This is a genomic window from Bacillus sp. Marseille-Q1617, assembly GCF_903645295.1.
In the GTDB taxonomy this organism is placed as follows: domain Bacteria; phylum Bacillota; class Bacilli; order Bacillales; family Bacillaceae_B; genus Rossellomorea.
Genome location: NZ_CAHJXM010000001.1, coordinates 389,559 through 411,582, shown reverse-complemented (window position 1 = coordinate 411,582; position 22,024 = coordinate 389,559). Strand labels below are relative to the sequence as shown.

The following is a 22,024-nucleotide window of genomic DNA, read 5'->3' as shown; positions in this document are numbered from 1 at the left end:
AAAAAGCAGCTCGCCCTGGGGACCCATGCCCCAAATCGAACTGCTTCTATCTTTTATTCCCTACTGAACGACCCCGCCTGCATTCACATATCGCGCATTAAATTCCTGCACAAACTGATTCGTAATGGCAGCGTCATGGATGATCAACATGTTTTCATCATTTACGTTGTTCCCGTTTTCACTCCAGTTCGTGGAACCGACGATGACGGTCGGATCACTGGTCGTATCCGCATCGATGATCATGGTTTTGGCATGAAGCTTTCTGCTTTCATTGGCCTGATAGACCGGAGCCGGGTTCGCCCAGCGGATATTCGGGTTGTTTTCGCTCGTCTGGGATGCCGTCCTGCCGGTCATTTCTATACTTGCAGACCACCATTGATTCCAAAAGCTTGCATCGAATAATCCTTTTACATCAAAGCCTGTCAACGCCCCCTGATTATCCGCATAGCTTCCTTCCCATTTGTTCTTTAGCTCATCGACCAGAGCCTGATCGCTCCAGGCAAAAATCGTGAAGTACGCACTTTCATCCGCTTCCGTTTTGACAAGTTCGGTCATGCGTCCGACGGCATCATCACCTGATGAAAAATATACCTCGACCTCTTTCCCGCCGATCGTCACTGAATGAGGAGTGTTATCGATTTTTCGCGTACTGAAGTTCGAAACCGTCTTATCAGGTGTCGTGATCCCGCTTCCCCACATTTCCTCGAACTCCGTTTCATAGATGGCAGCAAGCTCAGGGGAATGAACTTCGACGACGTGCTGCTGATTCCCGTCAAGAATTCCCTGATTCATATTCTCTTCAGTACCGTAAAGTCCAGTCACCGTAAAATTCCAGCTGCCAGTGAACACCCATGTGTCATCCACCACTGCAAATTTGTTATGCATCTGATTTCCTGGTGAGTAATAGCTGTCCACTGCCTTCTCTTCGCCTTCAACGAACAGATGACCTGTCGTCTCCGTGTTCCCCACCATCACCGTACGCTGCGGGAAATCAGTGAAGCCTGCAGGCAGGTTGTATGCTGAACGCTTCGCTGCGTCTTCGACGGCAAACATAGGGGAATCCGATAGAATATGAGCATCATCAGCGGTTCCGACGATTGAATCTTTTCCGCGGACAAGCTTCTCTAAATAAAGTCTCATCGTTTCATACCGTTCCGCATAATGAGGATCGGACCCGTCCTTCGCATCGGCAAGGATACGCACATCCACCCCTTGAGCGGCTTTTTCCATGAGCGTATCAACCACACGCGGCAGATTGATTTCATATGTAGCAAAATCGATCGAGGTCGTCGCTTCGTTCAGCCTTTCAATCAATTGATCTTCCAGGTTCACGTTGTAGTTTGCCGCGTTACCCGAAGAAGCATATTGAGTCGCTGCACTTTTGTTGAAAAAGACATTGATTGCACCAAGTTCCTCGCTGACATTCGTGAGAGATTCACTTCCGCTGCCTGAAGGAGGAGCAGACTGGGAGTTTGGAGCTTTCGGTGTCCCGTAGCCGCCTTCGTAGGCAGCCGTCGATGTAGCCCAGCTTGCTGCATTAGTACCAGCCACCGTACTGTCACTTCTCTCCATCGTCGCTTTTGTCGTATTATCACCTGCATACCAGCTGTCGACCTCATCAACGATGGTGCCCGAAGCATCCTTCAAGTAGAGTACTTCATTCGAGTTGCCAATGGCACCTGTATAAATCTGATCAGCTGTTACGCCTGAAATCGTGCTGTCACTCGTTCTTTCCAATAGAAAATAGTCATTGGCCGCCACCGATCCGCTCAACGGAATACTCGGTGACCCGTCCTGGGCTTCAAGCACCCATCCATCCAGAGACAGGCTGGAGGAAGATGGGTTATACAATTCAATCCACTCATTGTTATAGGAAGCCGTCGTCCCCATCCAGGCGACTTCATTGATAACCGCTGTATTGGAGGCAGCCGTCACTTCCCTTAAATCCATGCCACCTTGTGGAACCAGACTCCCCACAAGCAATAACGCTGTACTGATTACTGACAAAGAAACCTTTTTCACACTCATATCCTTTCCCCTTTCAAAATAAAATGACAAATATAAAAAATAGATTACAGTACAAGTATATTTTGTCTTATTTTGTAGAGTAATAGGCAGAAGGGCGCTATTATTCTAATTATTTTGTAAATACCGTGTTGAGTTTGCAAATTGATATTACTATACTCCCAGGGTATTTCCTTATATTTCATGGATATAAATACTCAATTGAACGAAGCCGGCAGGTGAGGATGTGTAGTACAAAAGACTCTTAATCTGTTCTTTTTAAGGAATGAAAATTTGTGAAGCGGGACTTGATGTGGATTCTAGATGGAGTTTGTTACGAAGGTTCTTTCTATGGATTGGGATATGGGCGATATTTTAGATTTGTGGGCGTAATCTCGGATATATGGGCGATATTTTAGATTTATGGGCGCAAATCTCGGATATATGGGCGATATTTTGGATTTATGGGCGCAAATCTCGGTTATATGGGCGATATCTCTATTATAAGGGCAAAGCCTCAATTTTATGGGCGGACTGCTGAAATTTCGACAACTTCCAACTACTAAAACCAACACCTCCTAATCGAAGTCCACACTATTGCACCTTTCCTCCTTCCTTAAATCTCTTCTAATAAAAAACCCAAAAGCCTCAGCTCCCGGGTCGTCACTTCACCAAATCGTGTTTAAATGCATAGATCACAGCCTGCGTGCGGTCCTGCACACCAAGCTTGGATAAAATATTACTGACATGCGTCTTCACTGTCTTCAACGCTATGAACAGTTCGTCCGCTATTTCCTGATTTGTCTTACCCTGCGTCATCAGCAGCAGGATTTCAAGCTCCCGGTTGGTCAGTTCTTCGTGAGGTTCGGAAACACTCCGCTGTCTCATCCTGGACATCATCTTTCCTGTCACTTCAGGCTCCAGGATGGATTGCCCGTGATGGGTTTTTCTGACTGCGTCGGCGATTTCACTTGCTTTGGAGGTTTTCAGCATATAGCTGACCGCACCTGCTTCGAGTGCCGGGTATACCTTGTCGTCATCCAAAAAGCTGGTGACGATGATGATCTTCGCTTCCGGCCACTGCTCCACAATTTCCTTCGTCGCCTGGATTCCGTCCATTTCCTTCATCACAAGGTCCATGAGGATGATATCCGGTCGCAGCTCTAGTGCAAGCTTCACACCTTCTTTCCCGTCGGACGCTTCGCCGACCACTTCAATATCAGACTGCGCTGACAAATAAGACGAGACCCCGATCCGGACCATTTCATGATCATCTACAAATACGACTTTAATCATTTTCTTCACCTACATTCTCTACAACAGGCACCTTCACCTCAAGGCGTGTACCTTTATTTGGGATACTGACAATCTTGCACGTGCCGCCGATTTCAATGGCTCTTTCTTTCATATTCTGAAGCCCGTATGAACTCGTTGCTTTCGATTCGTTGACATCAAAGCCCTGCCCGTCGTCCACTACACGCAAAATAATGATCGATTCCCGTTTGATCAACAGCACTTCGAGTGATGAAGCTTTTGCATGCCTGAGGGTATTGGAGACAGATTCCTGCAGGATCCTGAACAGGTGGTCTTCGACTCCCTTGTCGAGTTTCATGTCTTCGATCTTCCAATCGATTTCCAGAGGGACCTTTTGTGATAATTCGACCAATAGCTCCTTCATTCCTTCTTGCAGGTTTTTCCCTTTTAATGCAACAGGGCGCAAATGAAGGAGGAGCGCCCTCATTTCGAGCTGTGACTGATGAATCATCTGTTCCACCATCTTGAGCTGTTTCTCTTCCTGCGGCGTTCGAGTCGAGGACGGTGTCTCCGTGATGGCTGACATGAGCATGGATGCTGCGAACAGCTGCTGGCTGACGGAATCGTGAAGCTCCCTGGCGAGACGGTTACGCTCCTGGGACACGATTTCCTGAATCCTTTTTTCCTGCTCTTCCGCCTTTTCATTTGCCAGCTTCTGTGAATATCTTGCCTGGTCGGCAAGATGCTTTCCTAATGTGTCTACCTTTTTCCAGATGTGCTGAAGTTCTGAAACCGATGACTCTGCCGGTGTGAACGTCTTACCCTGTTCCACATGCAGGAGCGCATCTTCAATTTCATGCAGCTGCTTTTTATGGATCCAGCCAGACCGAAGTCCGAAGATCATCCCTAAAATGATGCTGACCAGCACGATGAATCCGATGCCCGGAATATCCATGACTTCAACTTCCCATAATAGTGACCAATCATCAAGGGGATACAGGTAAAAGAATGAGACAGACAACACAATCAGAACGCTGAGTGAAAAAAGCAATCCGGCTGCAAGCTGCTTCCCGACTGTACTCATATTCTCTTCACCTCTAAATCTCCAATCCAGAGGGAAGTCACTATTTTTACCCGCTGGACGGCTGTCTCGTAGCCCGGCGTCTGATAGTAGAGGGATTGGTTGATCGCTTTCGGTTCCACACTTTCAAAAATTTCAATGGAACCCGCCAGCACTGAATGATGTATGCTGACTTCCACATCATATGGAACAAGGATTTCCACATTCCCGAGGATATTGCGGACCGACACGACCGAGGTCCCTTTCGGAAGGACGGTATTCGCCATATCGATGACCGAATCACCGATGATTCCCTGAATGTTGATATCATTCCATTCAAATACGTCCTCAGGTGTGCGCTTAGTACCGAACCATTCATTTTGAAGGGCTGATTTTTTCATGATCAGCGGTTCCTGTGTTTGAGTGAACGTTTCTTTGATGGAAGGAGCTATATATTTAGGGTGTTTCTTTGAATCCGCAAATCGCATGATAATAAAAAGTAAGATGGCAAAAAGCAAAAATTTAAAAGCGACGGTATTGAATATATTGATCCCCAGGCTGATGACCCCGAACCAGAACAGGATCTTTCCTGATTTTTTATGAATATTCTTGCGGCCGAAATAGATGGCAAAAGCCGCGATAAAAAGAAAGACCAGAACCCCCCCGTCATAAAAGGAGACTTCCAACAGGATGAGTAAAGTTCCGATCAGTATGATCCAGCTTATGCCGTCTGAACGCAGTCGATTTAACAAAGGGGGTTCCTCCTTTCGTTCGTTATGTATTCATTCTTTCCCCTTACAGTGTGAAAGAGGGTGAACCCAAGGTTGGGCTCCCCCTTTTTACTGTTAATAGAATACCATGTTTTAGGAAGGAATGGCTTCTGTTTCCTCTTTTTTCATTTCTTTTTCCAATTTAGCGATCTTCGCATCGATTGTATTGCGGTAATAAGATGAATTGACACCGTGCTCCAGCTGGTCTAAGTACGATTCGATTTCATCAAACTTGGAGAACGATCCGTTGTTGTAGCCTGTTGAAGATTCCAGGACGCTGTTCATCTTATTATGGGCACGCGCGATGTTTTCTCTTCCCATGAGCTCCATTCTCTTGATGTACATATCCTTCAGCTTGTGTTTCATTTCTTCGTACTTTCTTTCGAGCTCATCCAGCTCTTTCACAGCTTTCAGCTTGAGGTCTGCGATGCGTTCTGAGCGCTCTTCGTAGTATTTTTGTTCCTGAATGGCGAATTCATAAAGCTCTGTTTCATTTGCATTCGAGGCCACTTCTGCTTGGTATTTTCTTTTTTCAGCAAGTTTTGCTGCCTGCTGGTATTCTTTTGTGAATTCTTCTTTGAGAAGGTATTGTCTTTCGACCAGTTTTCTTACTTTTTCTACTTCTTGCTCGCACTGTCTTAGATAGTGGTTCAGTACTGCGATTGGGTTTTTCTTCTCTTTTTTATCTAATGCTTCGTGAAGGTCGGACATGACTGTGTTTTTGATTCTTTGGAATAAGTTTGTCATTTTGTTTCTCTCCTTTTGATTGTTTATTTTGTAAAGTACTTCTTAATACCGCTTTTGATTTCCGTGCAAGACTTCGCTTTCCGCGGGTAGCTCGTGAGCCTCCTCGTCGCTGCGCTCCTGTGGGGTCTCACATTAGCTACTTTTCCCGCAGGAGTCTTCGTCTTGCACTCCAATCAACGCTAGATGGAACTTAAAATCCTTAAGACATTCAACATCGCATTTTTTTAAGGACCAAGACCTAATGGTGATACCCTAGTTCTTCAACTGTGACCATTCTCTTTCGAAGTTGGTGAATGGGTCGTTTGATTTTTCTTCGATGATGATGTCGTCCTTTTTCCAGTTTTTGTAGATCACGTAGAGGATGTAAAGTGCGATCAGTCCTATGATGGCCGGGAAGTTGGACACTGTTGCGCTGAATGCCGCCAGACCGATCAGGGCCCAGATGATCTTTTTGAATGTTGAGTCTGTTTTCAGAAACGCCTTGAAGCTGTAATACATGATCACCAAGGAAATCGCGAGCCCCACGATCGGTCCTAAATTGGCAAGCAGCACGATCGCTGCGATCCCTCCCGCTACTAGCAATCCGAATTTTTTCATATGGTGTTGCCTCCTTTCTTCTTCATGTCTCTATCCTACCTATTTTCCGGATTTCCCATAACGAGCTCGGGCTTTATTTTCAACTAAGACCTGAGGCTTACGAGGGGTAGGACTGCACATAAAAAAGCCCGTCCCCGACGCTTTAAAGCGATGAGGGACGGGCCTTCGATTTACTTTGTCAGTTCAAGGAATTCCTCTACATCCGCTATGCAGAGCTTGATCCCTTTTTCCCAGAACGCTTCCTGGGTGATGTCTTCCCCGAGATGCTTCATGGCAAGATCTTCGACGTTCATGATGGCTGTGTCGCGAAGCAGGGCCATGTACTTTTCTTCATAATTCTCACCAGACTCGAGGGCCTTGGCGTAAATACTTAAAGAGAAAAGATAGCCGAAGGTGTACGGGAAGTTATAGAACGGTACACCCGTGATATAAAAATGAAGCTTGGATGCCCAGAAACGCGGATGGACTTCTCCCAGCGAGTCGGAGAACGCTTCTTTCTGCGCTTCGGCCATTAATTCGTTCAGCTTATCAGCGGAAACGATTCCTTTTTTACGCTCTTCATAGAAACGGGTCTCAAACAGGAAACGGGCATGGATATTCATGAAGAACGCCACGCTTCGCTGCAGTTTGTCTTCGACAAGGGCAATTTTTTCTTCCTTCGTTTGCGCTTCCTTGACAGCGGCATCCGCGACAATCATCTCCGCAAAGGTGGATGCCGTTTCCGCAACATTCATTGCATAATTGCGGTTGAGCGTATGCATCGGACGCAATGCGTAGGAGTGGAACGCGTGCCCGAGTTCGTGAGCAAGCGTGGATACATTTGACATACTGCCTGAATACGTCATGAATATCCGTGATTGGTCACTCATCGGGAATGACGTACAGAATCCTCCAGGACGTTTACCGGCACGGTCTTCTGCTTCGATCCAATTGTCCTCGAATGCTTTTTCGGCAAACCCGGCCATTTCCTCCCCGAAGCGTCTAAATTGCTTCAGGATGAACCGGGCTCCTTCATCGTAAGACATCGTGCTCGTCGACTCGGCAACCGGTGCATCCTGATCGAACCAATCAAGCTTTTCTTTACCTAGTAACTTCGCTTTCCGATTGAGGTATTTCACAAATGGAGCTTTATTTTTGGAAATGGCCCCCCACATCGCATCGAGCGTTTCCTGCTTCATGCGGTTGTACTCAAGCGGCTCTTTCATGATATCTTCCCAGCCGCGCTTTTTATAGACGGTCAAACGGAAGCCTCCTAAATGATTAAGCGTTTTTGCAAACAATTCTTCATTCTGCTTCCAAGCGTTTTCTAATTTTTCGAAGACGTCTTTCCTGGTTTTCTTATCCGGGCTCGACAACAAATTGTTCGCCTGTCCTACTGACAGCTTTTTGCCGTCATGTGAAATCTCCATTGAGCCGACGATCGTATCATACATCTGGCCCCAACCGTGGTAGCCATCCACCGCAAGCGCACCGATCAATGCCTCTTCCGTGCTGGATAACTTGTCTTTCGCTTTTTGTCTCCACTCATTCAGTACGAAGGTGATCTCTTTTAACCGTTCGTGCTGAAGCAGTTCATTCCATACTTCTTCAGAACTGTCAGAGAGCTGCTGCTGAAATTTGGTAAAGACGGAAGAGAAATCCGCGCTGATGCTCGTGATTTCACCTCTCAGCTCATCGGCTTTCCGGTCGTGCATATTCTGTGCTTCCAGACAGCTCACAAATGCCCCCGCCTGACGCAGGTACAGCATCACTTCTTTTGCTTCTTCAATCAGCTTCCACACTAGGTCCGCATCACTGCCAGACTGCGGCGGGTGAAAGGCGAGAGCGTTCTCTTCAAAGTGTGTTTTCTTTTCTTTCAGTGTTTCAAGATGGTCCCTGAATTCTTTTGACTCACTGCCGCCTTTGAAAAATACGTCTAAATCCCATACATCTGAATATGTAGTGTTGTTCATAATTGCCCCCTAATTTTATCTAAATACCTGTCTTAGTATAATTCTCGATTAAGCCTTTGAATCCTTCTGCAATTTTAGAGATATTTCGACTCTCTAAGAAAAGGTTACCTTCCTGTAATTGGTGGAATAGTATTTAAAATGAACTGCTAATAAGAATACCAAAAATTAAATAAATCCTGTAACTGTCTTATATATTTTAACAATTATTGATAGTAAGTCCCTGTTCTAACTAACACTATATTCAAGTCAGGAGGATTTTCTTTGAGAAGATTAATACTTAACATTTTAGCTTATGCACTGGTCATTTTGATGAATACACTTGCTGTTACTCTGCCGCTTAATGATCAATCGACGTCGGAGATCAGCAATAGACTGGATATATTGCTGACCCCCGCAGGTTATGTCTTCTCGATATGGAGCTTGATTTATCTGCTGCTGGCCGTATGGATTCTGCGGCAGATCCCGAAAAGCCGCCGTGATCTCCCGCTTTATCAAAACACGAGCGGTCTTTTCATATTGAGCTGTCTGCTGAATTCCGGCTGGATTCTTGTATGGCATTACAATTTCTTTTTGGTTTCGGTCTTTGTCATGATCGGTCTGTTCCTTACGCTCGCTGCTCTTTATAGGGTTTTGAAACAGACAGGACCAACCTTCTTGGATATCGCACCATTCTCTATATATATAGGGTGGATCTCCATTGCAATGCTCGTCAATATCCTGTATTACTTTACTGATATCGGGATGATTGGAGAAGGCAGCAGCGGGATGTACTGGTCACTGGCAGGCTTGCTGTCCGCCGCTATGCTTGCTGTTTGGGTGAGGGTCTCACAAAAGGATTGGCTGTACCCGCTCGTCTTCGTCTGGGCCTTTATCGGGATCGGAATCAAGAACTTGGGAGAACACCAGGCGTTCGCTTATACAGCATATACCCTTGCCCTTGTCGTCCTTCTCATCACCCTCTTTTACCGCAAAACCCGTTCATCAGCTGCTTAAAGGCACGGGAGGCGTCGTAACCAAGTATAGAATCATCCCTTCTGACTGACATTAAGTCAGAGGGGGTGTTTTTTAATGAGAGATGACCTGAATCAGGGCAAGAAGCGTACGGTGTCCGGGACCGATATTGAGGAAGTAAAGAAGCTGAATAGCGAGTCGGGATTGACCTATAACCAGGTGAAGCAGCTCCTTGGCCAGCAACATTCCAATAAAAAATGATGGCAGCTGCCAGACTGCTTCTTTTTACACAAACTGTCACAATAATAAAAGCGCCGACCCGTTAAGGTCGGCGCTTCATTTATGCCGTGAAAAGTTCTCATTCTTTTCCTTCCATATTCTTCTCACGCTGCACTGCAAGTTTTTCATTGATTTTCTTCATTTCCTTACAGCGCTGGGTAAGGCTTACGACGACATCTCCCTGTTCGATCTTAGGAGAAGCGCCTTCCGTAAAGAATTCGATCCTGCCTGAAGGCTTGAGGGCGAACAAGAGCAGTGTATTTTCATCACGTTCTTCGAGATAGGACTCGAAGCTGTATTTCTCGGTGATACTTGTTTTCCTGAAGACATCTCCTCTTTCGACCCTCTTATTCAATTCTTCCCAGGTCACACTTTCCTGGAAGAGGATCCGTCCGCCTATTGTGTGGACCATATCCTCCAGGTCCACTTCACCTTGGCTGCGCAGGCTTAGCTGGAAGAGGTTATTCCTTCCGATTTCAGGAACGAACGTTGTACAGACAAGTGCATTGTAAGAATCCAGTTCAGTTGCGGCAATCATGTATTCATATGGAGTCAAATCCAGATAGTACTCTGTCTGCTCCGAAAGAATCTCTCCTTTGTAAAAAGGAACCCCAGCCTTCCGGGCCGGAATCAGCCGCTGCCAGGAAGAATCAGCAATCAATACTGTTATTTTCAATTCCTGGAGTGTTTTCGCCAATTCTGTGCTGAAGCTGCTGCCGCCGACGATGACGACACCCGGCCGCTCATCGATGGCAAGATCCAACTTCTTCGCCAGCCATTTGATCGAGAATCCATGTGCTACGACTGTCGAGAACACAAGCGCAAAGGTTAACGATGTAAGAATCGAGGCGTCCTCGAACCCTTTTTCCAGCAGGACGGATGCAAAGTAACTCGATACGGTCAGGGCTACGATACCTCGAGGGGCAATCCAGCCCACGAGAATTTTTTCCTTATTCGAAAGGTCGGTTCCGATCGTAGACAGCCAGATCGATAATGGCCTGACAATGAATAACATCAGCAATACGAAAGCGATGATATTCCAATTGAATATCTTGAATAACACTTCAAGCGATAAGGATGCTGTCAGCATGACGAAGATTGCCGAAATCAAAAGCACTGAAATATTCTCTTTAAAATGGCGCATATCATCAATCGAAGAAATATGCATATTTGCCAGGGTCATTCCCATTACGGTAACGGCAAGCAGACCGGTCTCATGCATGATCTGGTCTGATATTGCAAAGCTGGCGAGTACAAGTACAAATACGACAGGTGATTTTAAAAATTCAGGAACATGTCCCCTTTCAAAGATAAAACCGGTAAATCGGCCAAACAACCATCCTAAGACACCTGCAAAAATGGATGCTGCGAAAAACAGCAGAAGCGACATGGCATTGACGTTATCACTCATTAGGAAGTTAATGATTTCAAAGGCGAACAACGCAAGCAGCGCTCCAAATGGATCAACGACGATCCCTTCCCACTTTAATATGGCGGCTGGCCTTGGTTTAAGCTTTGCCTGTCTAAGAAGCGGCAAAATAACGGTCGGTCCAGTGACAATGAAAAGACCACCGATGACAAAAGCAACCGCCCAGGACAGTCCAGCTACATAGTGAGCACCAAGTGAACCCAGAATCCAGGCCAGGAAAGCACCTATTGTTACAATTCTGAAGACTGGCTTACCAAGTCCCCTCACTTCGCGGAAATCAAGGTTCAAGCTTCCCTCGAATAAAATGATGGCTACTGCCAGTGAAACGATCGGTTTAAACATTTCACCGAAATCGGCTTTGGGATCGATCACTCCCAATATCGGTCCCACCAACAGGCCTGCGAGGGACATGACGACGATAGCGGGCATCTTAAATCTCCAAGCCACCCATTGTGAAGCAATGCCCAGCACGCCTACCAGCATTAAATTAAATAATATTGAATCAATCATCGCGTTCTCCTTTGATGTAAAAGTAATATACTCTGCTTATATAATTGCATTATGCTTATGGAACATGATAATCGGTATGAACGATGGTTGCAAAAGATAAGGACCCTTCTATGTTTTAGTTTACATTTTCACCAGTGATTTTAACCAAATAGTCGTTTCCAATTCCCTGCAAATCGTCACATAATGAAGAAGCGCACTTAACACTGCACCCGCGTTCAACCCGATGATCACGCCGCTCATCCCAAAATCCGGATTCGACCCGAGTAGGTAAATCAGGCTGAACGAAAAAATGCTTGCCCATACTGTATGGACCAGCGCATCCTTGACAAGCCCGAGCCCAATCAAAAAAGCCTGCAGCGGCAAAACCAAAAAATGAAAGAAAAAATACGGCCATAACAACTTGAGGTAAAAAGCTGAGGTGACAGAGTGGAAAAACGTCGTCGTGATATAGTCTCCAAGCAGATAATATATCAGTACTGCCGGCACTCCATATCCGAGCGTAATCCACATCACCTGCTTCAAGTGCTGCAGGATTCCCTCCACATCTTTTTCCGAAGCTTTCTCAGAGATAGTAGGAATCAAGACAATCAATAGTGAAAAAGCGATAAAGGATGGGAAGAATCCAATGGTAAGAGCAATCCCCGCCATCATCCCGAAATGTTCATTGGCTTCCACCGCCCCCATGCCTGCGTGAACCAGGGCCAGTTTTATCAGAAACGGCTGGACGGCATGTGTGAAAGCATGAAAGATTCTCAGAACCGTTGTCGGGAGAGACACGGATAGTATGGACTTCCTCATCTCACTCTTCGCTAAAGGAACGTGAGCAATCCCTTCCTTTCTCTTACCCTTTCGATTAAGAACATAAGCCTGTATCAAATAAATAAAAACGACCGCCTCACTCGCTACAAGCGTGCATAAGGCAATAAAAATGGATGTATTGCTGGTGAAGGACAAAAATTGATAGATGGAAACCAACAGAATCAGCTGAATTCCTTTGCGCAGAAAATTGGCGACCGCGATCTTCCGCATCTGCTGAACCCCCATAAAATAACCTCGTGTAATCGAGGTAAACGCCACAATCGGAATCACAGCGAGGATCAGCCAGCGTATACCGGGATGAATCCCTTGAAACAGCGGCGTCCACATATATACGAGCACCATCGCAATCAGAAGGACGATCGTCGTCAGCACGGCAAATCTGAAAACATATTGAAGCATCCCTCTGTGGTATTTCTCATCCTTTTCGGCGATGAACTTCGATAAACTGATCGGCAGTTCCATACTCGAAAGAATCACCACTAAAAAAACCGTCGGCAAAATCGACATATATGTACCCAGACCCGCTTCCCCCAGCTCACGGGCTAAAATCATATTGATCATAAACTCGACCAGTTCACCAAAAAAAGCTGTTATCACAAGCACCAATGTGCCCTTTAAAAACAAACTCATAGATCCGGACCACCTTCGAATGAGATGTTTCATTCTATGATGGTTGTCCGGTTATTATGTTTTTGGATGAGTGGATTAGATTGGTGCCTGGCTCGATCAGGGTGAATTGAGCCTGGCTCAGAATGCTTGTTTTGAGCCAGGCTAGAATTTGGGGCAGCTGTGGGGCGGCACACTGTGTGCGAAATTTGTCGATTTTTGAAGAATTGTCGGTAACGCGTTGGAAATTGTTGATAAACTGGATTTTCCGTTGATAAAAGAGATTTTTCGGCGGTAAATCAAAATTTTTGTTGATAACTACTTAAAAAACGTTGATAAATCCAATATTCCATTGTGCCAGTCCCAATCACCTGACCCGTACCCCGCTGCACACCCCCTCACCACTAAAAAAACAGCCCCCGCACCAAGCGGGAGCTGTCTGCCTAACCTATACTTCTTCTGTCACGTTCTTCCTGCGGGACAGCTTTCTTTTCATCTTCATCAATACCTCATACACTATCGGTACGACAATAAGTGTCAACAGCGTCGAACTTGTCAGTCCACCGATGACCGTCACTCCCAATCCTTTCGAGATCAGGCCGCCGCCTTCAAGCCCAAGAGCCAGCGGGAACAGTGCACCGATTGTCGCAATTGCCGTCATCAAGATCGGTCGGAGACGTGTGACACCTGCTTCAAGCAAAGCTTCGCGTGTCGACAGTCCTTCGTTTTCCTTGTGGATGACGCGGTCGATCAATACAATGGCATTCGTCACGACGATACCGATCAGCATCAGGGCTCCGATCATGGAAGAAATACTGATGGTTTCTCCTGAAATCAACAGTGCGACAAGGGCCCCTGTAATCGCAAATGGAAGTGAGAACAGAATGGCAAATGGCGCAAGGCCGCCGCCGAATGTAATGACAAGAATCAAGTACACGATTGCAATGGCTGCAAGCATGGCAAGCCCCAATTGTGTGAATGACTCCTGGATATCCTCTGTCACCCCGCCCATATTCACATCGATGCCTGCTGGGAGATCGAGTTCTTCAATATCTTTCTGGATAGCTGCGGATGCCTTGGAGACATCGCTGGAACTCAGTTCTCCACTGACTTTTGCATACACCTTGCCGTCACGTCTGGAGACGGTATCAGATGTTTCTCCTGCTTCAACCTTCACGACATCCTCGATTGGCACTTCCATGCCAAGCGGAGATTGAATCGTTTTGCCGGTCAGATCTTCTATGCTTTCATACTCTTCTTTTTCTACATCAAGATAGACATTTACGTCTTCCCCGTCTTTCTCAATCGTTGTCAGTACAGGACGCTCGCGTGTCTGGCCAAGTTCCATGGCAATCTGACCCGCAGTCAAGCCGTACTGGCTTAATTTCTCCTGGTCGGCAACCAGTGAGTATTCGTCATAAGACTCGGAGATGCTTGAATCCACTTTTTTAACATCTTTGATATCTTTCATCTTATCCTGGACATCATTTACAACAGGTTCGATTTCTTCAAGCGTGTCACCGTATACAAATACGACGATTTCATTGCTGCCGGCGCTTGCAGAGAAATCCTGCTGTGCCCACTCGCCTTTACCTGTTTGTTTCTGAAGGTCCTGGATGACTTTTTCTTTTTCGTCTGCAAAATTTTCTGTGTCGTCATTGTATTCAATAAAGAATATCGCATCGCTGGTGCTGCCCGGATTCATCGGATTTTCCCCTCCGACTGAATACTGGATCGTTTCTGCACCTTTTCTTCCTTGCAAATATTCTTCCGCGTCGCCGGCGATTTCAATAACTTCTTCCTTCGTCTGACCAGGCTCCGGCTTATACGTAGCCATCATCATTTTTTCTTCATCGGAAGGGATGAAGCTTACACCGATGAGGGGAACGAGGAACAAGCTTCCTACAAGCATCGCCACTGCAAGGATCGAAGTAATGATCTTGTGATTAAGCGTCCAATTCAGTACCCCTTTATACCAGTTCGCCAAGCGACTAGGCTTCTCCTCATGCTTCTTGCCTGCACCTTTTTTGAACATGGAATGCGCAAGCATCGGCACAATGGTCACGGCAACGAGAAGTGATGCCAGCAGGGCAAATACTATCGTCAATGCAAATGGAAGGAAGAGTTCCCCTACCATGCCGGACACAAGTCCCAGAGGAAGGAATACCGCGATCGTAACAATCGTTGAAGACATGATTGGCACGAACATTTCTTTCGTCGCTTCGCGGATCAATTCTTTTCCTTTCAGCATTTCACCTTTCATTGACATTCTTCGATAGATGTTCTCCACAACTACGATGGAGTCATCGATGACGCGCCCGATGGCTACCGTCATCGCACCAAGCGTCATGATATTCAGCGTGATGTCCATTTGATTCAACAATAAAATCGCAATTAAAAGCGATAATGGAATCGAAATGACCGAAATGATCGTCGATTTGATGTCACGCAGGAACAGGAGGATGATGATCACCGCGAACACTGCCCCGAATAAAGCTTTATTCAGCATCGTGCTGACAGATTGTTCGATCGGTTCTCCCTGATCAAAAGTAGAAATGATTTCGATATTGTCGATGTCTCCCTCGAAATTCTTCACTTTGTCCTTAACCGCATTTACAACATCGACAGTATTGGCATCTGCCGCTTTTACGATTTGAACCCCGATGGACTCTTTCCCATTGGTTCTTGAAACCGACTCTGCTTTACCTGTCACTTCGATCGCGGCGATTTCACCTAATTCAACCGTAGGGATTTTCACATCCGCAGGCATGTTCTGCTGCGGTGCCGCCTGTTGAGGCGGTGCCTGTTGGCCCTGTGTACCCTGGGATGGGGCCATGCCTTCTCCGCCGGATGGCGTCACAGGGATTTTTATTTCTTTTAGATCTTCCAATGTGGAAATATTCCCGTCGATCAGGACGGATTTCTGAGTGTCACCAAACGTATAAAGGCCGAGCGGTGCCGTTACATCAGAGCCCTTGATCATATTTTTGACCGTTTCTTCATCAAGGCCGTACTGTGACAGTTTTTCCTGGTCGAACACCAGATTGGCTTCTTGGATCTCCTGCCCGGAAACCTGAACAGAAGCAACACCGTCAAGGCCTTCGAGGCCCGGGATGATGGTCTCTTCAACTGTAGAAGTCAATTGGGCAAGTGACTGATCCTCATTTGCCACACTCAACGCGATGACCGGGAATGCATTCATACTGATTCTTGTCACATCCGGATCTTGCACGCCCTCCGGAAACGAAACCTCGGATAAAGCTTCTTCTACTTCGGTCTTGGCTTCATCCATATCTTTTGAAAATTTGTATTCAATTTGGACGGAAGAGGCGTTTTGGAAAGATGAGGAGCTCACCACATTCACACCGTCCAAGTTCTCAAGACGTTTTTCGATCGGTTCCGATACTTTATCTGCCACATCCTCAGGCGCGGCGCCCGGATAGACTGTCGTCACACTGACAACCGGAACATTGATATTCGGAAGCGTTTCAAGCTTCATATTAAATCCTGAATATAAGCCTGCCACGATGACGATAATCGTCATCAGCCAAACAGCAAACTTATTCTTAAGCACAAAATTGATTATACTGTTCACTCTCTAATCATCCCTTCTTTTCTGACTGACTAGTCATAACATAGACTAATATAACTGACCGTACAGTCAACAGTCAATACTTGTTAGAAAATAAAGGTTTATTTTTACTGACCAATCGGTCATAATGTAGGTAAGGAGTTTACCGAGGTGAGAAGCGCATGAAGGAAAAAGAAAAGTTAATTATCGAAACATCCATAAAGTTATTTGCCACTAAAGGATTCAATGCCACTTCAGTCCAGGAAATCGTCAATGAATGCGACATTTCCAAAGGGGCCTTTTACTTATACTTTAAATCCAAGGAAGCTTTACTGTTCGCAATCATGAAATATTATTTCGAGATGATCAGGGACCAAGTGGATCTCATCGAAGACGAAGAGTTGCCGCCTTACGAAAAGTTCCGTAAGCAGCTGGAATTTCAGCTTGTGGAAGTCTGGAAGCATAAAGAATTCATCATCATGCAGATCAGGGAGAATGCGATGCCGTTCAATGAAGACATCCATTCCCTGCTTCATGAAATGAAAGCCCACACCTATGAGTTTTATAAACGCCGTTTGACCGCAATATACGGAGAAGAAATTGAACCATACTTTTGGGACCTGTCATTGATCATCCAGGGTATTCTCAAGTCCTATCTTGAAGTCGTGATGCTTGATAAAATAGAGATGGATTTTCGTTATTTGTCAGAGTTTATCCTAAAGCGACTCGACGATGTCGTTCACGGCCTTTTGAAAAGTGAGGATAAGCCCGTCCTTCCCCCTGAGAAGCTTGCGCCTCTGCTGAAGTCTATGAAATCTGCTTCGTTAAATGAGGATACGCTGGTTGGGCTGATCGAGGACCATCTTACAGAAATAGAAGATGAAAATATGAAGATTTCACTCGAGGTCATCAAAGAAGAAATACTAAAAGAAGAAACCCGGACAATCGTGATTAAAGGGATGCTTGTAAACCTGGAAGAGGGCGATTCCTCCCTTGCCTCATTGGCTGAGAAAGTTCGGGAGTTTTATGAAATATAGTGTTGTGTGCGTAAAAAAAAAACGAGTATGGGTGCATACTCGTTTTTCCATATTCAAGAAATTATACTATGCTTCTCCCTCAACTCCTGAATCCCTTTCTTGCAAACCCCGTATTGGAGCCATTAACATCCTTCACACAAGTAGTCCAGGTCTTCCGGGCGCACATTTTCAGCCGTTCGCTGTACCAGCTCAGTTTTCAGGTAGGTCGACCCGGCACTCAATCCTAAGTGTCTGATTACTTTTCCATCCATTGAAAGGACATGTTCATTTGAATCCACACTTTTGACACATTCTGTTTTGCCCTTGTGAGGGCAAGCCTGGCATGCATCATCAAACCCTTGTACAACTTGAATAGGAAAATCTCCCTCATTCCGGATACCTGCAACAATATCGGCCATAACATCAACAAACTTTGGGCTGTATCCCATCCCCTTGAATCCGTGAGTGCACAGAAGATGATGCCCCCGTAAAATTTTCTTCATCCTGCATGCCCCTCCTTATAATCGTTGAATAGCATCCGACTCATGGATGTTCACATTCCCATCCGGGAAATTCAGCGCTGTTTTGTACATCCCGTAAGCTACCCGGTCAGCTGAGATACTGCGGTACTTCCTCCATTTCCCGATCATCACGGGACGGATCATCCGTGAAATAATTTCACCTGTTTTTTCACCTAAACGGAACTCTTTCCGTTCTCCGACAAGCAAAGATGGGCGAAAAATATGAAGACGTTTATAGTGCAGTTTTTCTAGTTCTTGTTCCACTTCCCCTTTTACCCTGCTGTAGAAAATGCGTGAGTCCGCACTGGCTCCTAACGCGGAAATAACCAGGTATTGTTCTGCGCCATGTTGTTTGCATACCCTGGCAAGCTCTAGAGGGTAATTGTAATCCACCATTTTAAACTGTTCCTTTGTTCCAGCTTTTTTGATCGTGGTTCCGAGACAGCAGAAAACGTCATCCACTTCTTCATGAGGGAGAAGTTTCAGTGTATCGAAAGAAATGACACGTTCATCGAGTTTTTCATGGTGAATGCCGCTGCTTGTCCGAACGAAGGAAATGATTTTTTTGTATTGTGAGCTTTTTAATAGAAGCTGTAATAAATGGGACCCGACCAGGCCTGTCGCCCCTGCGAGTACCGCTGTTCTTTCTTTTTCCATCCTTTTTCCTTCTTTCTTAGTATGTATGTTTATTTCATTCTAAGAGAATGGTGAAAAATTATCTAGACACACTGCGAAAAGCAGCTATAATAAAATTTAGTCTTGTTTGAAAAGGAGGCAATGATGATGAGGAACGTGGTTTTATTATTTCTGCTGAGCTCGGTCTTGTTTTTCAATCCTATCCAGGATACAGACCGCTATGTATTGATCACTGATGATGAGCAGAGTATTTCTGATAACTCCTATATTTCCGGAGTTGATGTGATTCTATCTTCAATATCGGCCCTTCCGCAGCTTCCTGACATTCTAATGCCACAGAAATCTTCCACGACTTTCAAACAGGCGATTCTCACTTCCCCTTCCTACGTGGACTTCTTTGCCATGGGCATATCACCGGATTCCGGTGGATTTATTCATATGGTCATGCACTGCTCGAACTACCTCTCCCTCTGACTCCCATATTCCAATTAGATGAGTTTTAACTTCAGTGATCTCTGAAGTTTATTCGGATTGCTCTGTTTCACCAGAAAACTAAATACGCGAGTATAGGAGAGAATTCCTTTGAGAGAAAACAGTTATCAAAAAGAGTCGATTATTTGCTTTATTACCTGCTTAGTCGGATTGACGTCCTTCCTGGGAGTGATCTACCTATCCTCCATCACAACGGGAAACAGCCTTGCATCAGCTTTTCCTGATGTCCCATGGACCCAGGTTATGAACTGGGAGAAACTCGCAGAAATCTTCAACATCAAAACGTCCTAGCACCGCGTTAAAGCATCGAGGGACGGGCCTTTAGCTGGATAAAGCATCTTCATTCACTATATAGATCATTTTAACTTTAGGGAGACAACAATGGATATTTTAACTATATTAAAAGCGATTGTTTTAGGCCTGGTCGAAGGCTTAACTGAATTCGCGCCAATATCATCGACTGGCCACATGATCATCGTAGACGATTTGTGGCTGCAGTCGAAAGAGTTTTTAGGTAAGTACCCGGCGAATACGTTCAAAATCGTCATACAGTTGGGTTCCATATTAGCCGTTGTAGTGATTTTCAGGGACCGTTTCATTGAAATGCTGGACGTTACATCCTGGGCCTCATCGGGGAAAGCGTCCCAACATAAGCTGAAACTCTCACACGTAATGGTCGGGCTTCTTCCGGCCGGTATACTGGGAGTACTATTCGAAGATTACATTGACGAGAACTTGTTTTCAATAAACACGGTTTTGATCGGTTTATTCGCAGGAGCGATTTTCATGATACTTGCCGATGTGGCGGGCGCAAAAAGGAAAGGGCCGGTAATCGAGTCGGTGGATGGCATCACCCATAAGCAGGCGCTGTTCGTGGGACTCTTTCAATGTCTGGCTCTGTGGCCTGGCTTTTCCCGCTCCGGTTCCACTATATCAGGAGGGGTGCTGCTCGGATTGAATCATCGGGCTGCAGCAGACTTTACGTTCATCATGGCAGTTCCGATCATGGTCGGTGCGAGCGTTCTGTCCCTGGCAAAAAACTGGCAGTACTTCACCCTGGATGCCCTTCCTTTTATGGCCGCAGGGTTTGTCAGCGCGTTTATCTTTGCGCTCGTATCCATCAAGTTCTTCTTGAAACTGATCAACAAAGTAAAGTTGATTCCATTCGCCATTTACAGAATCATTTTAGTAATGGTGATTTATGTATTTTATTTCTAATTAAATCCGTTTAAAAGGCCGATTCTGCTGAATCGGCCTCTTTCTATTCTTCATCAAAAAAACGCTTGATCTTCTCAATTTCCTCATTGCTTGTTTCAGATGAAATATAGGGATTGTCGTTTGATTTCGGAGTATCCAGGTTCGTTTTCATTTCAAAAAAAGGACCCTGAGGCTGTTCTGCAATAATCCGGTCATCAAGCTGCTTAAAATCCGGCAATTCTTTTTTGCCTTTTTCCATCACGGTCGCCCTCCTCGTGTTAATGTGCTGCTTCGTCTTTTTTGTACGCAATCAGGATAATTTCTTCATGCGTTTCCTGACGAAGCTCGTTTTCGATATGCTGCAGCTTGCCAAGGGTATCTTCCGATAATTGCGCGACTCCATAATCTTTGTTGTCCATTTCCATCCTCCTTATCCGTTTTCGATTTGCTGCCCGATTTCTTTTGCAGCAAAATATTCATTTCCTTCTTCCACTGCCCGAAGCTCACCTACGGACTCTCCGTGAGAATTTTCATTCATTTCAACCGATGTATACAGCTCGTTATCTTTCACATTCTGCATCGTGATTTCAGGGTTCAGCGGGGTATTGACGTTAAGCTCAGGGGTTTTCTTCTCTCTATCCACCTGTACCACCTCCATTATTTAGTATGACTTGTCTTTTTAAAATCATTCAGGATGGTGTAATTCTTAGCCAGGTACAAAAAAAGCGCATCCCGCTACGGAATACGCTTTTTCCTATCTGATTTATTCGCCTAAATCCACGTTATGATAAACCTGTTGAACATCTTCCAAGTCCTCGATGGCATCGATCATTTTTTCAAATTGTGCCTGTGCATCTTCAGGAAGCTCCACGTCATTTTGTGCAAGCATCGTCAATTCAGCCACCGTGAATTCTTCTACACCGGCACCTTTGAATGCTTCCTGGACGGCATGGAATTGGTCCGGCTCAGCATAGACGATGACTGCTTCATCTTCTTCAAGGATGTCGCGTGCGTCTACATCGGCTTCCATCAGGATCTCGAGGACTTCTTCTTCAGATTTCCCTTCAACACCGATAACAGCTGTCGCATCAAACATATACGCAACGGATCCGCTGACACCCATGTTCCCGCCATTTTTACCAAAAGCAGCACGTACTTCCGAAGCTGTGCGGTTTACGTTGTTTGTTAGAGCATCGACGATGACCATTGATCCATTCGGCCCGAACCCTTCGTATCTCAGCTCATCAAAGTTCTCTTCAGAACCGCCTTTTGCTTTTTCGATTGCGCGGTCAATGATATGTTTAGGAACGCTGTACGTTTTTGCACGTTCCAATACAAATTTAAGGTTTTGATTCAATTCAGGATCCGGTTCACCGGATTTTGCCGCTACATAGATTTCACGTCCGAATTTCGCATAAATACGACTTGTATTGGCGTCTTTTGATGCTTTCTTTTCTTTAATATTGTTCCACTTACGTCCCATTTTGTTTCACTCTCTTTCAGTCTATAAAATTTATCACTTGATTCGTGTTGGTTGTCCATTTCATTATACATGAATTGGGTGAAAGTTGGCTATGCATTGGAACCACTGCTTCATTGAGGATCACGTCATG

The 22,024-nt window shown here is 45.4% G+C and carries 21 protein-coding genes and 1 pseudogene; 6 read left to right on the top strand and 16 right to left on the bottom strand.

Annotated features, from left to right (window positions below):
- Nucleotides 1-60: 60 nt before the first annotated feature.
- The 7 genes from HWX64_RS02050 to HWX64_RS02020 form a co-directional block, all read right to left on the bottom strand.
- A complete protein-coding gene (locus tag HWX64_RS02050; protein WP_254871014.1) occupies nt 61-2,028 on the bottom strand; it encodes a phospholipase D-like domain-containing protein in 1,968 nt (655 codons plus the stop codon).
- 639 nt (nt 2,029-2,667) lie between these two features.
- The gene (locus tag HWX64_RS02045; RefSeq protein WP_175986837.1) at nt 2,668-3,300 is read right to left on the bottom strand and encodes a response regulator transcription factor; all 633 of its coding nucleotides are present in this window, start codon (nt 3,298-3,300) and stop codon (nt 2,668-2,670) included.
- Nucleotides 3,293-4,342, bottom strand: coding sequence for a sensor histidine kinase (locus HWX64_RS02040; protein ID WP_175986835.1), 1,050 nt, complete (start codon nt 4,340-4,342; stop codon nt 3,293-3,295). Before HWX64_RS02040 ends, HWX64_RS02045 begins: the two co-directional genes overlap by 8 nt.
- On the bottom strand, nt 4,339-5,070 hold the full coding sequence (liaF, locus tag HWX64_RS02035; protein WP_175986833.1) for a cell wall-active antibiotics response protein LiaF: 732 nt from the start codon (nt 5,068-5,070) through the stop codon (nt 4,339-4,341). The genes HWX64_RS02040 and liaF overlap by 4 nt, the downstream gene beginning before the upstream one ends.
- A gap of 111 nt (nt 5,071-5,181) precedes the next feature.
- Complete coding sequence (locus tag HWX64_RS02030; protein WP_175986832.1) at nt 5,182-5,835, bottom strand: PspA/IM30 family protein; 654 nt, start codon at nt 5,833-5,835, stop codon at nt 5,182-5,184.
- Nucleotides 5,836-6,087: 252 nt separating this feature from the next.
- On the bottom strand, nt 6,088-6,432 hold the full coding sequence (locus HWX64_RS02025; RefSeq protein WP_175986830.1) for a flagellar basal body rod protein: 345 nt from the start codon (nt 6,430-6,432) through the stop codon (nt 6,088-6,090).
- Nucleotides 6,433-6,602: 170 nt separating this feature from the next.
- Entirely contained in the window at nt 6,603-8,384 is a 1,782-nt protein-coding gene (locus HWX64_RS02020; RefSeq protein ID WP_175986828.1) for a M3 family oligoendopeptidase, read from the bottom strand.
- 261 nt (nt 8,385-8,645) lie between these two features.
- On the opposite strand from HWX64_RS02020, the gene HWX64_RS02015 reads away from it, so the two are divergent.
- Nucleotides 8,646-9,377 carry a TspO/MBR family protein gene (locus HWX64_RS02015; RefSeq protein WP_175986826.1) on the top strand — a complete coding sequence of 244 codons (732 nt, stop codon included), beginning with the start codon at nt 8,646-8,648 and terminating at the stop codon, nt 9,375-9,377.
- Between the two features lie 75 nt (nt 9,378-9,452).
- Nucleotides 9,453-9,596: a hypothetical protein gene (locus HWX64_RS02010; RefSeq protein ID WP_175986300.1), complete on the top strand. Its 144-nt coding sequence runs from the start codon at nt 9,453-9,455 to the stop codon at nt 9,594-9,596.
- 97 nt (nt 9,597-9,693) lie between these two features.
- On the opposite strand, the gene HWX64_RS02005 is transcribed toward HWX64_RS02010, so the two are convergent.
- The 3 genes from HWX64_RS02005 to HWX64_RS01995 form a co-directional block, all read right to left on the bottom strand.
- A complete protein-coding gene (locus HWX64_RS02005; protein WP_175986825.1) occupies nt 9,694-11,553 on the bottom strand; it encodes a sodium:proton antiporter in 1,860 nt (619 codons plus the stop codon).
- A 120-nt stretch (nt 11,554-11,673) separates the two neighbouring features.
- On the bottom strand, nt 11,674-13,002 hold the full coding sequence (locus HWX64_RS02000; RefSeq protein ID WP_175986823.1) for an oligosaccharide flippase family protein: 1,329 nt from the start codon (nt 13,000-13,002) through the stop codon (nt 11,674-11,676).
- 424 nt (nt 13,003-13,426) lie between these two features.
- Nucleotides 13,427-16,573, bottom strand: a complete 3,147-nt coding sequence (locus tag HWX64_RS01995) for an efflux RND transporter permease subunit (protein ID WP_175986821.1) — start codon at nt 16,571-16,573, stop codon at nt 13,427-13,429.
- Between the two features lie 158 nt (nt 16,574-16,731).
- Between HWX64_RS01995 and HWX64_RS01990 the strand changes: the two genes are divergently transcribed.
- Nucleotides 16,732-17,586: a TetR/AcrR family transcriptional regulator gene (locus HWX64_RS01990; RefSeq protein ID WP_175986819.1), complete on the top strand. Its 855-nt coding sequence runs from the start codon at nt 16,732-16,734 to the stop codon at nt 17,584-17,586.
- Nucleotides 17,587-17,711: 125 nt separating this feature from the next.
- Here the strand turns inward: HWX64_RS01990 and HWX64_RS01985 are convergent.
- Together HWX64_RS01985 and HWX64_RS01980 are read right to left on the bottom strand one after the other, a co-directional pair.
- Nucleotides 17,712-18,068, bottom strand: a pseudogene (locus HWX64_RS01985) (DUF1284 domain-containing protein); the annotation flags it as partial.
- A 15-nt stretch (nt 18,069-18,083) separates the two neighbouring features.
- Entirely contained in the window at nt 18,084-18,743 is a 660-nt protein-coding gene (locus HWX64_RS01980) for an NAD-dependent epimerase/dehydratase family protein (protein ID WP_175986816.1), read from the bottom strand.
- 126 nt (nt 18,744-18,869) lie between these two features.
- Here HWX64_RS01980 and HWX64_RS01975 point away from each other — a divergent pair, with 126 nt between their 5' ends.
- The 3 genes from HWX64_RS01975 (at nt 18,870) to HWX64_RS01965 (ending at nt 20,432) form a co-directional block, all read left to right on the top strand.
- Nucleotides 18,870-19,196, top strand: coding sequence for a hypothetical protein (locus HWX64_RS01975; protein ID WP_175986814.1), 327 nt, complete (start codon nt 18,870-18,872; stop codon nt 19,194-19,196).
- Nucleotides 19,197-19,304: 108 nt separating this feature from the next.
- The gene (locus HWX64_RS01970) at nt 19,305-19,505 is read left to right on the top strand and encodes a hypothetical protein (protein ID WP_175986812.1); all 201 of its coding nucleotides are present in this window, start codon (nt 19,305-19,307) and stop codon (nt 19,503-19,505) included.
- 90 nt (nt 19,506-19,595) lie between these two features.
- A complete protein-coding gene (locus HWX64_RS01965) occupies nt 19,596-20,432 on the top strand; it encodes an undecaprenyl-diphosphate phosphatase (protein WP_175986810.1) in 837 nt (278 codons plus the stop codon).
- A 43-nt stretch (nt 20,433-20,475) separates the two neighbouring features.
- On the opposite strand, the gene HWX64_RS01960 is transcribed toward HWX64_RS01965, so the two are convergent.
- The 4 genes from HWX64_RS01960 to HWX64_RS01945 all read right to left on the bottom strand — a co-directional run bounded on the left by HWX64_RS01960 (nt 20,476) and on the right by HWX64_RS01945 (nt 21,894).
- Nucleotides 20,476-20,670 carry a hypothetical protein gene (locus HWX64_RS01960; RefSeq protein WP_175986809.1) on the bottom strand — a complete coding sequence of 65 codons (195 nt, stop codon included), beginning with the start codon at nt 20,668-20,670 and terminating at the stop codon, nt 20,476-20,478.
- Between the two features lie 19 nt (nt 20,671-20,689).
- The gene (locus HWX64_RS01955; RefSeq protein ID WP_175986807.1) at nt 20,690-20,830 is read right to left on the bottom strand and encodes a hypothetical protein; all 141 of its coding nucleotides are present in this window, start codon (nt 20,828-20,830) and stop codon (nt 20,690-20,692) included.
- Between the two features lie 11 nt (nt 20,831-20,841).
- Entirely contained in the window at nt 20,842-21,054 is a 213-nt protein-coding gene (locus HWX64_RS01950) for a hypothetical protein (RefSeq protein WP_175986298.1), read from the bottom strand.
- Nucleotides 21,055-21,174: 120 nt separating this feature from the next.
- Nucleotides 21,175-21,894: a YebC/PmpR family DNA-binding transcriptional regulator gene (locus tag HWX64_RS01945; RefSeq protein WP_175986805.1), complete on the bottom strand. Its 720-nt coding sequence runs from the start codon at nt 21,892-21,894 to the stop codon at nt 21,175-21,177.
- Nucleotides 21,895-22,024: the final 130 nt, after the last annotated feature.

Coding starts and splice junctions, on each gene's coding strand:
- HWX64_RS02025 (WP_175986830.1), bottom strand. CDS start 6,432: ATGAAAAAATTCGGATTGCTAGTAGCGGGAGGGATCGCAGCGATCGTG.
- HWX64_RS02020 (WP_175986828.1), bottom strand. CDS start 8,384: ATGAACAACACTACATATTCAGATGTATGGGATTTAGACGTATTTTTC.
- HWX64_RS02000 (WP_175986823.1), bottom strand. CDS start 13,002: ATGAGTTTGTTTTTAAAGGGCACATTGGTGCTTGTGATAACAGCTTTT.
- HWX64_RS02010 (WP_175986300.1), top strand. CDS start 9,453: ATGAGAGATGACCTGAATCAGGGCAAGAAGCGTACGGTGTCCGGGACC.
- HWX64_RS02050 (WP_254871014.1), bottom strand. CDS start 2,028: ATGAGTGTGAAAAAGGTTTCTTTGTCAGTAATCAGTACAGCGTTATTG.
- HWX64_RS01945 (WP_175986805.1), bottom strand. CDS start 21,894: ATGGGACGTAAGTGGAACAATATTAAAGAAAAGAAAGCATCAAAAGAC.
- HWX64_RS02040 (WP_175986835.1), bottom strand. CDS start 4,342: ATGAGTACAGTCGGGAAGCAGCTTGCAGCCGGATTGCTTTTTTCACTC.
- HWX64_RS01955 (WP_175986807.1), bottom strand. CDS start 20,830: ATGGACAACAAAGATTATGGAGTCGCGCAATTATCGGAAGATACCCTT.
- HWX64_RS01975 (WP_175986814.1), top strand. CDS start 18,870: ATGAGGAACGTGGTTTTATTATTTCTGCTGAGCTCGGTCTTGTTTTTC.
- HWX64_RS01980 (WP_175986816.1), bottom strand. CDS start 18,743: ATGGAAAAAGAAAGAACAGCGGTACTCGCAGGGGCGACAGGCCTGGTC.
- HWX64_RS01965 (WP_175986810.1), top strand. CDS start 19,596: ATGGATATTTTAACTATATTAAAAGCGATTGTTTTAGGCCTGGTCGAA.
- HWX64_RS02030 (WP_175986832.1), bottom strand. CDS start 5,835: ATGACAAACTTATTCCAAAGAATCAAAAACACAGTCATGTCCGACCTT.
- HWX64_RS02045 (WP_175986837.1), bottom strand. CDS start 3,300: ATGATTAAAGTCGTATTTGTAGATGATCATGAAATGGTCCGGATCGGG.
- HWX64_RS01990 (WP_175986819.1), top strand. CDS start 16,732: ATGAAGGAAAAAGAAAAGTTAATTATCGAAACATCCATAAAGTTATTT.
- HWX64_RS01960 (WP_175986809.1), bottom strand. CDS start 20,670: ATGGAAAAAGGCAAAAAAGAATTGCCGGATTTTAAGCAGCTTGATGAC.
- HWX64_RS02005 (WP_175986825.1), bottom strand. CDS start 11,553: ATGATTGATTCAATATTATTTAATTTAATGCTGGTAGGCGTGCTGGGC.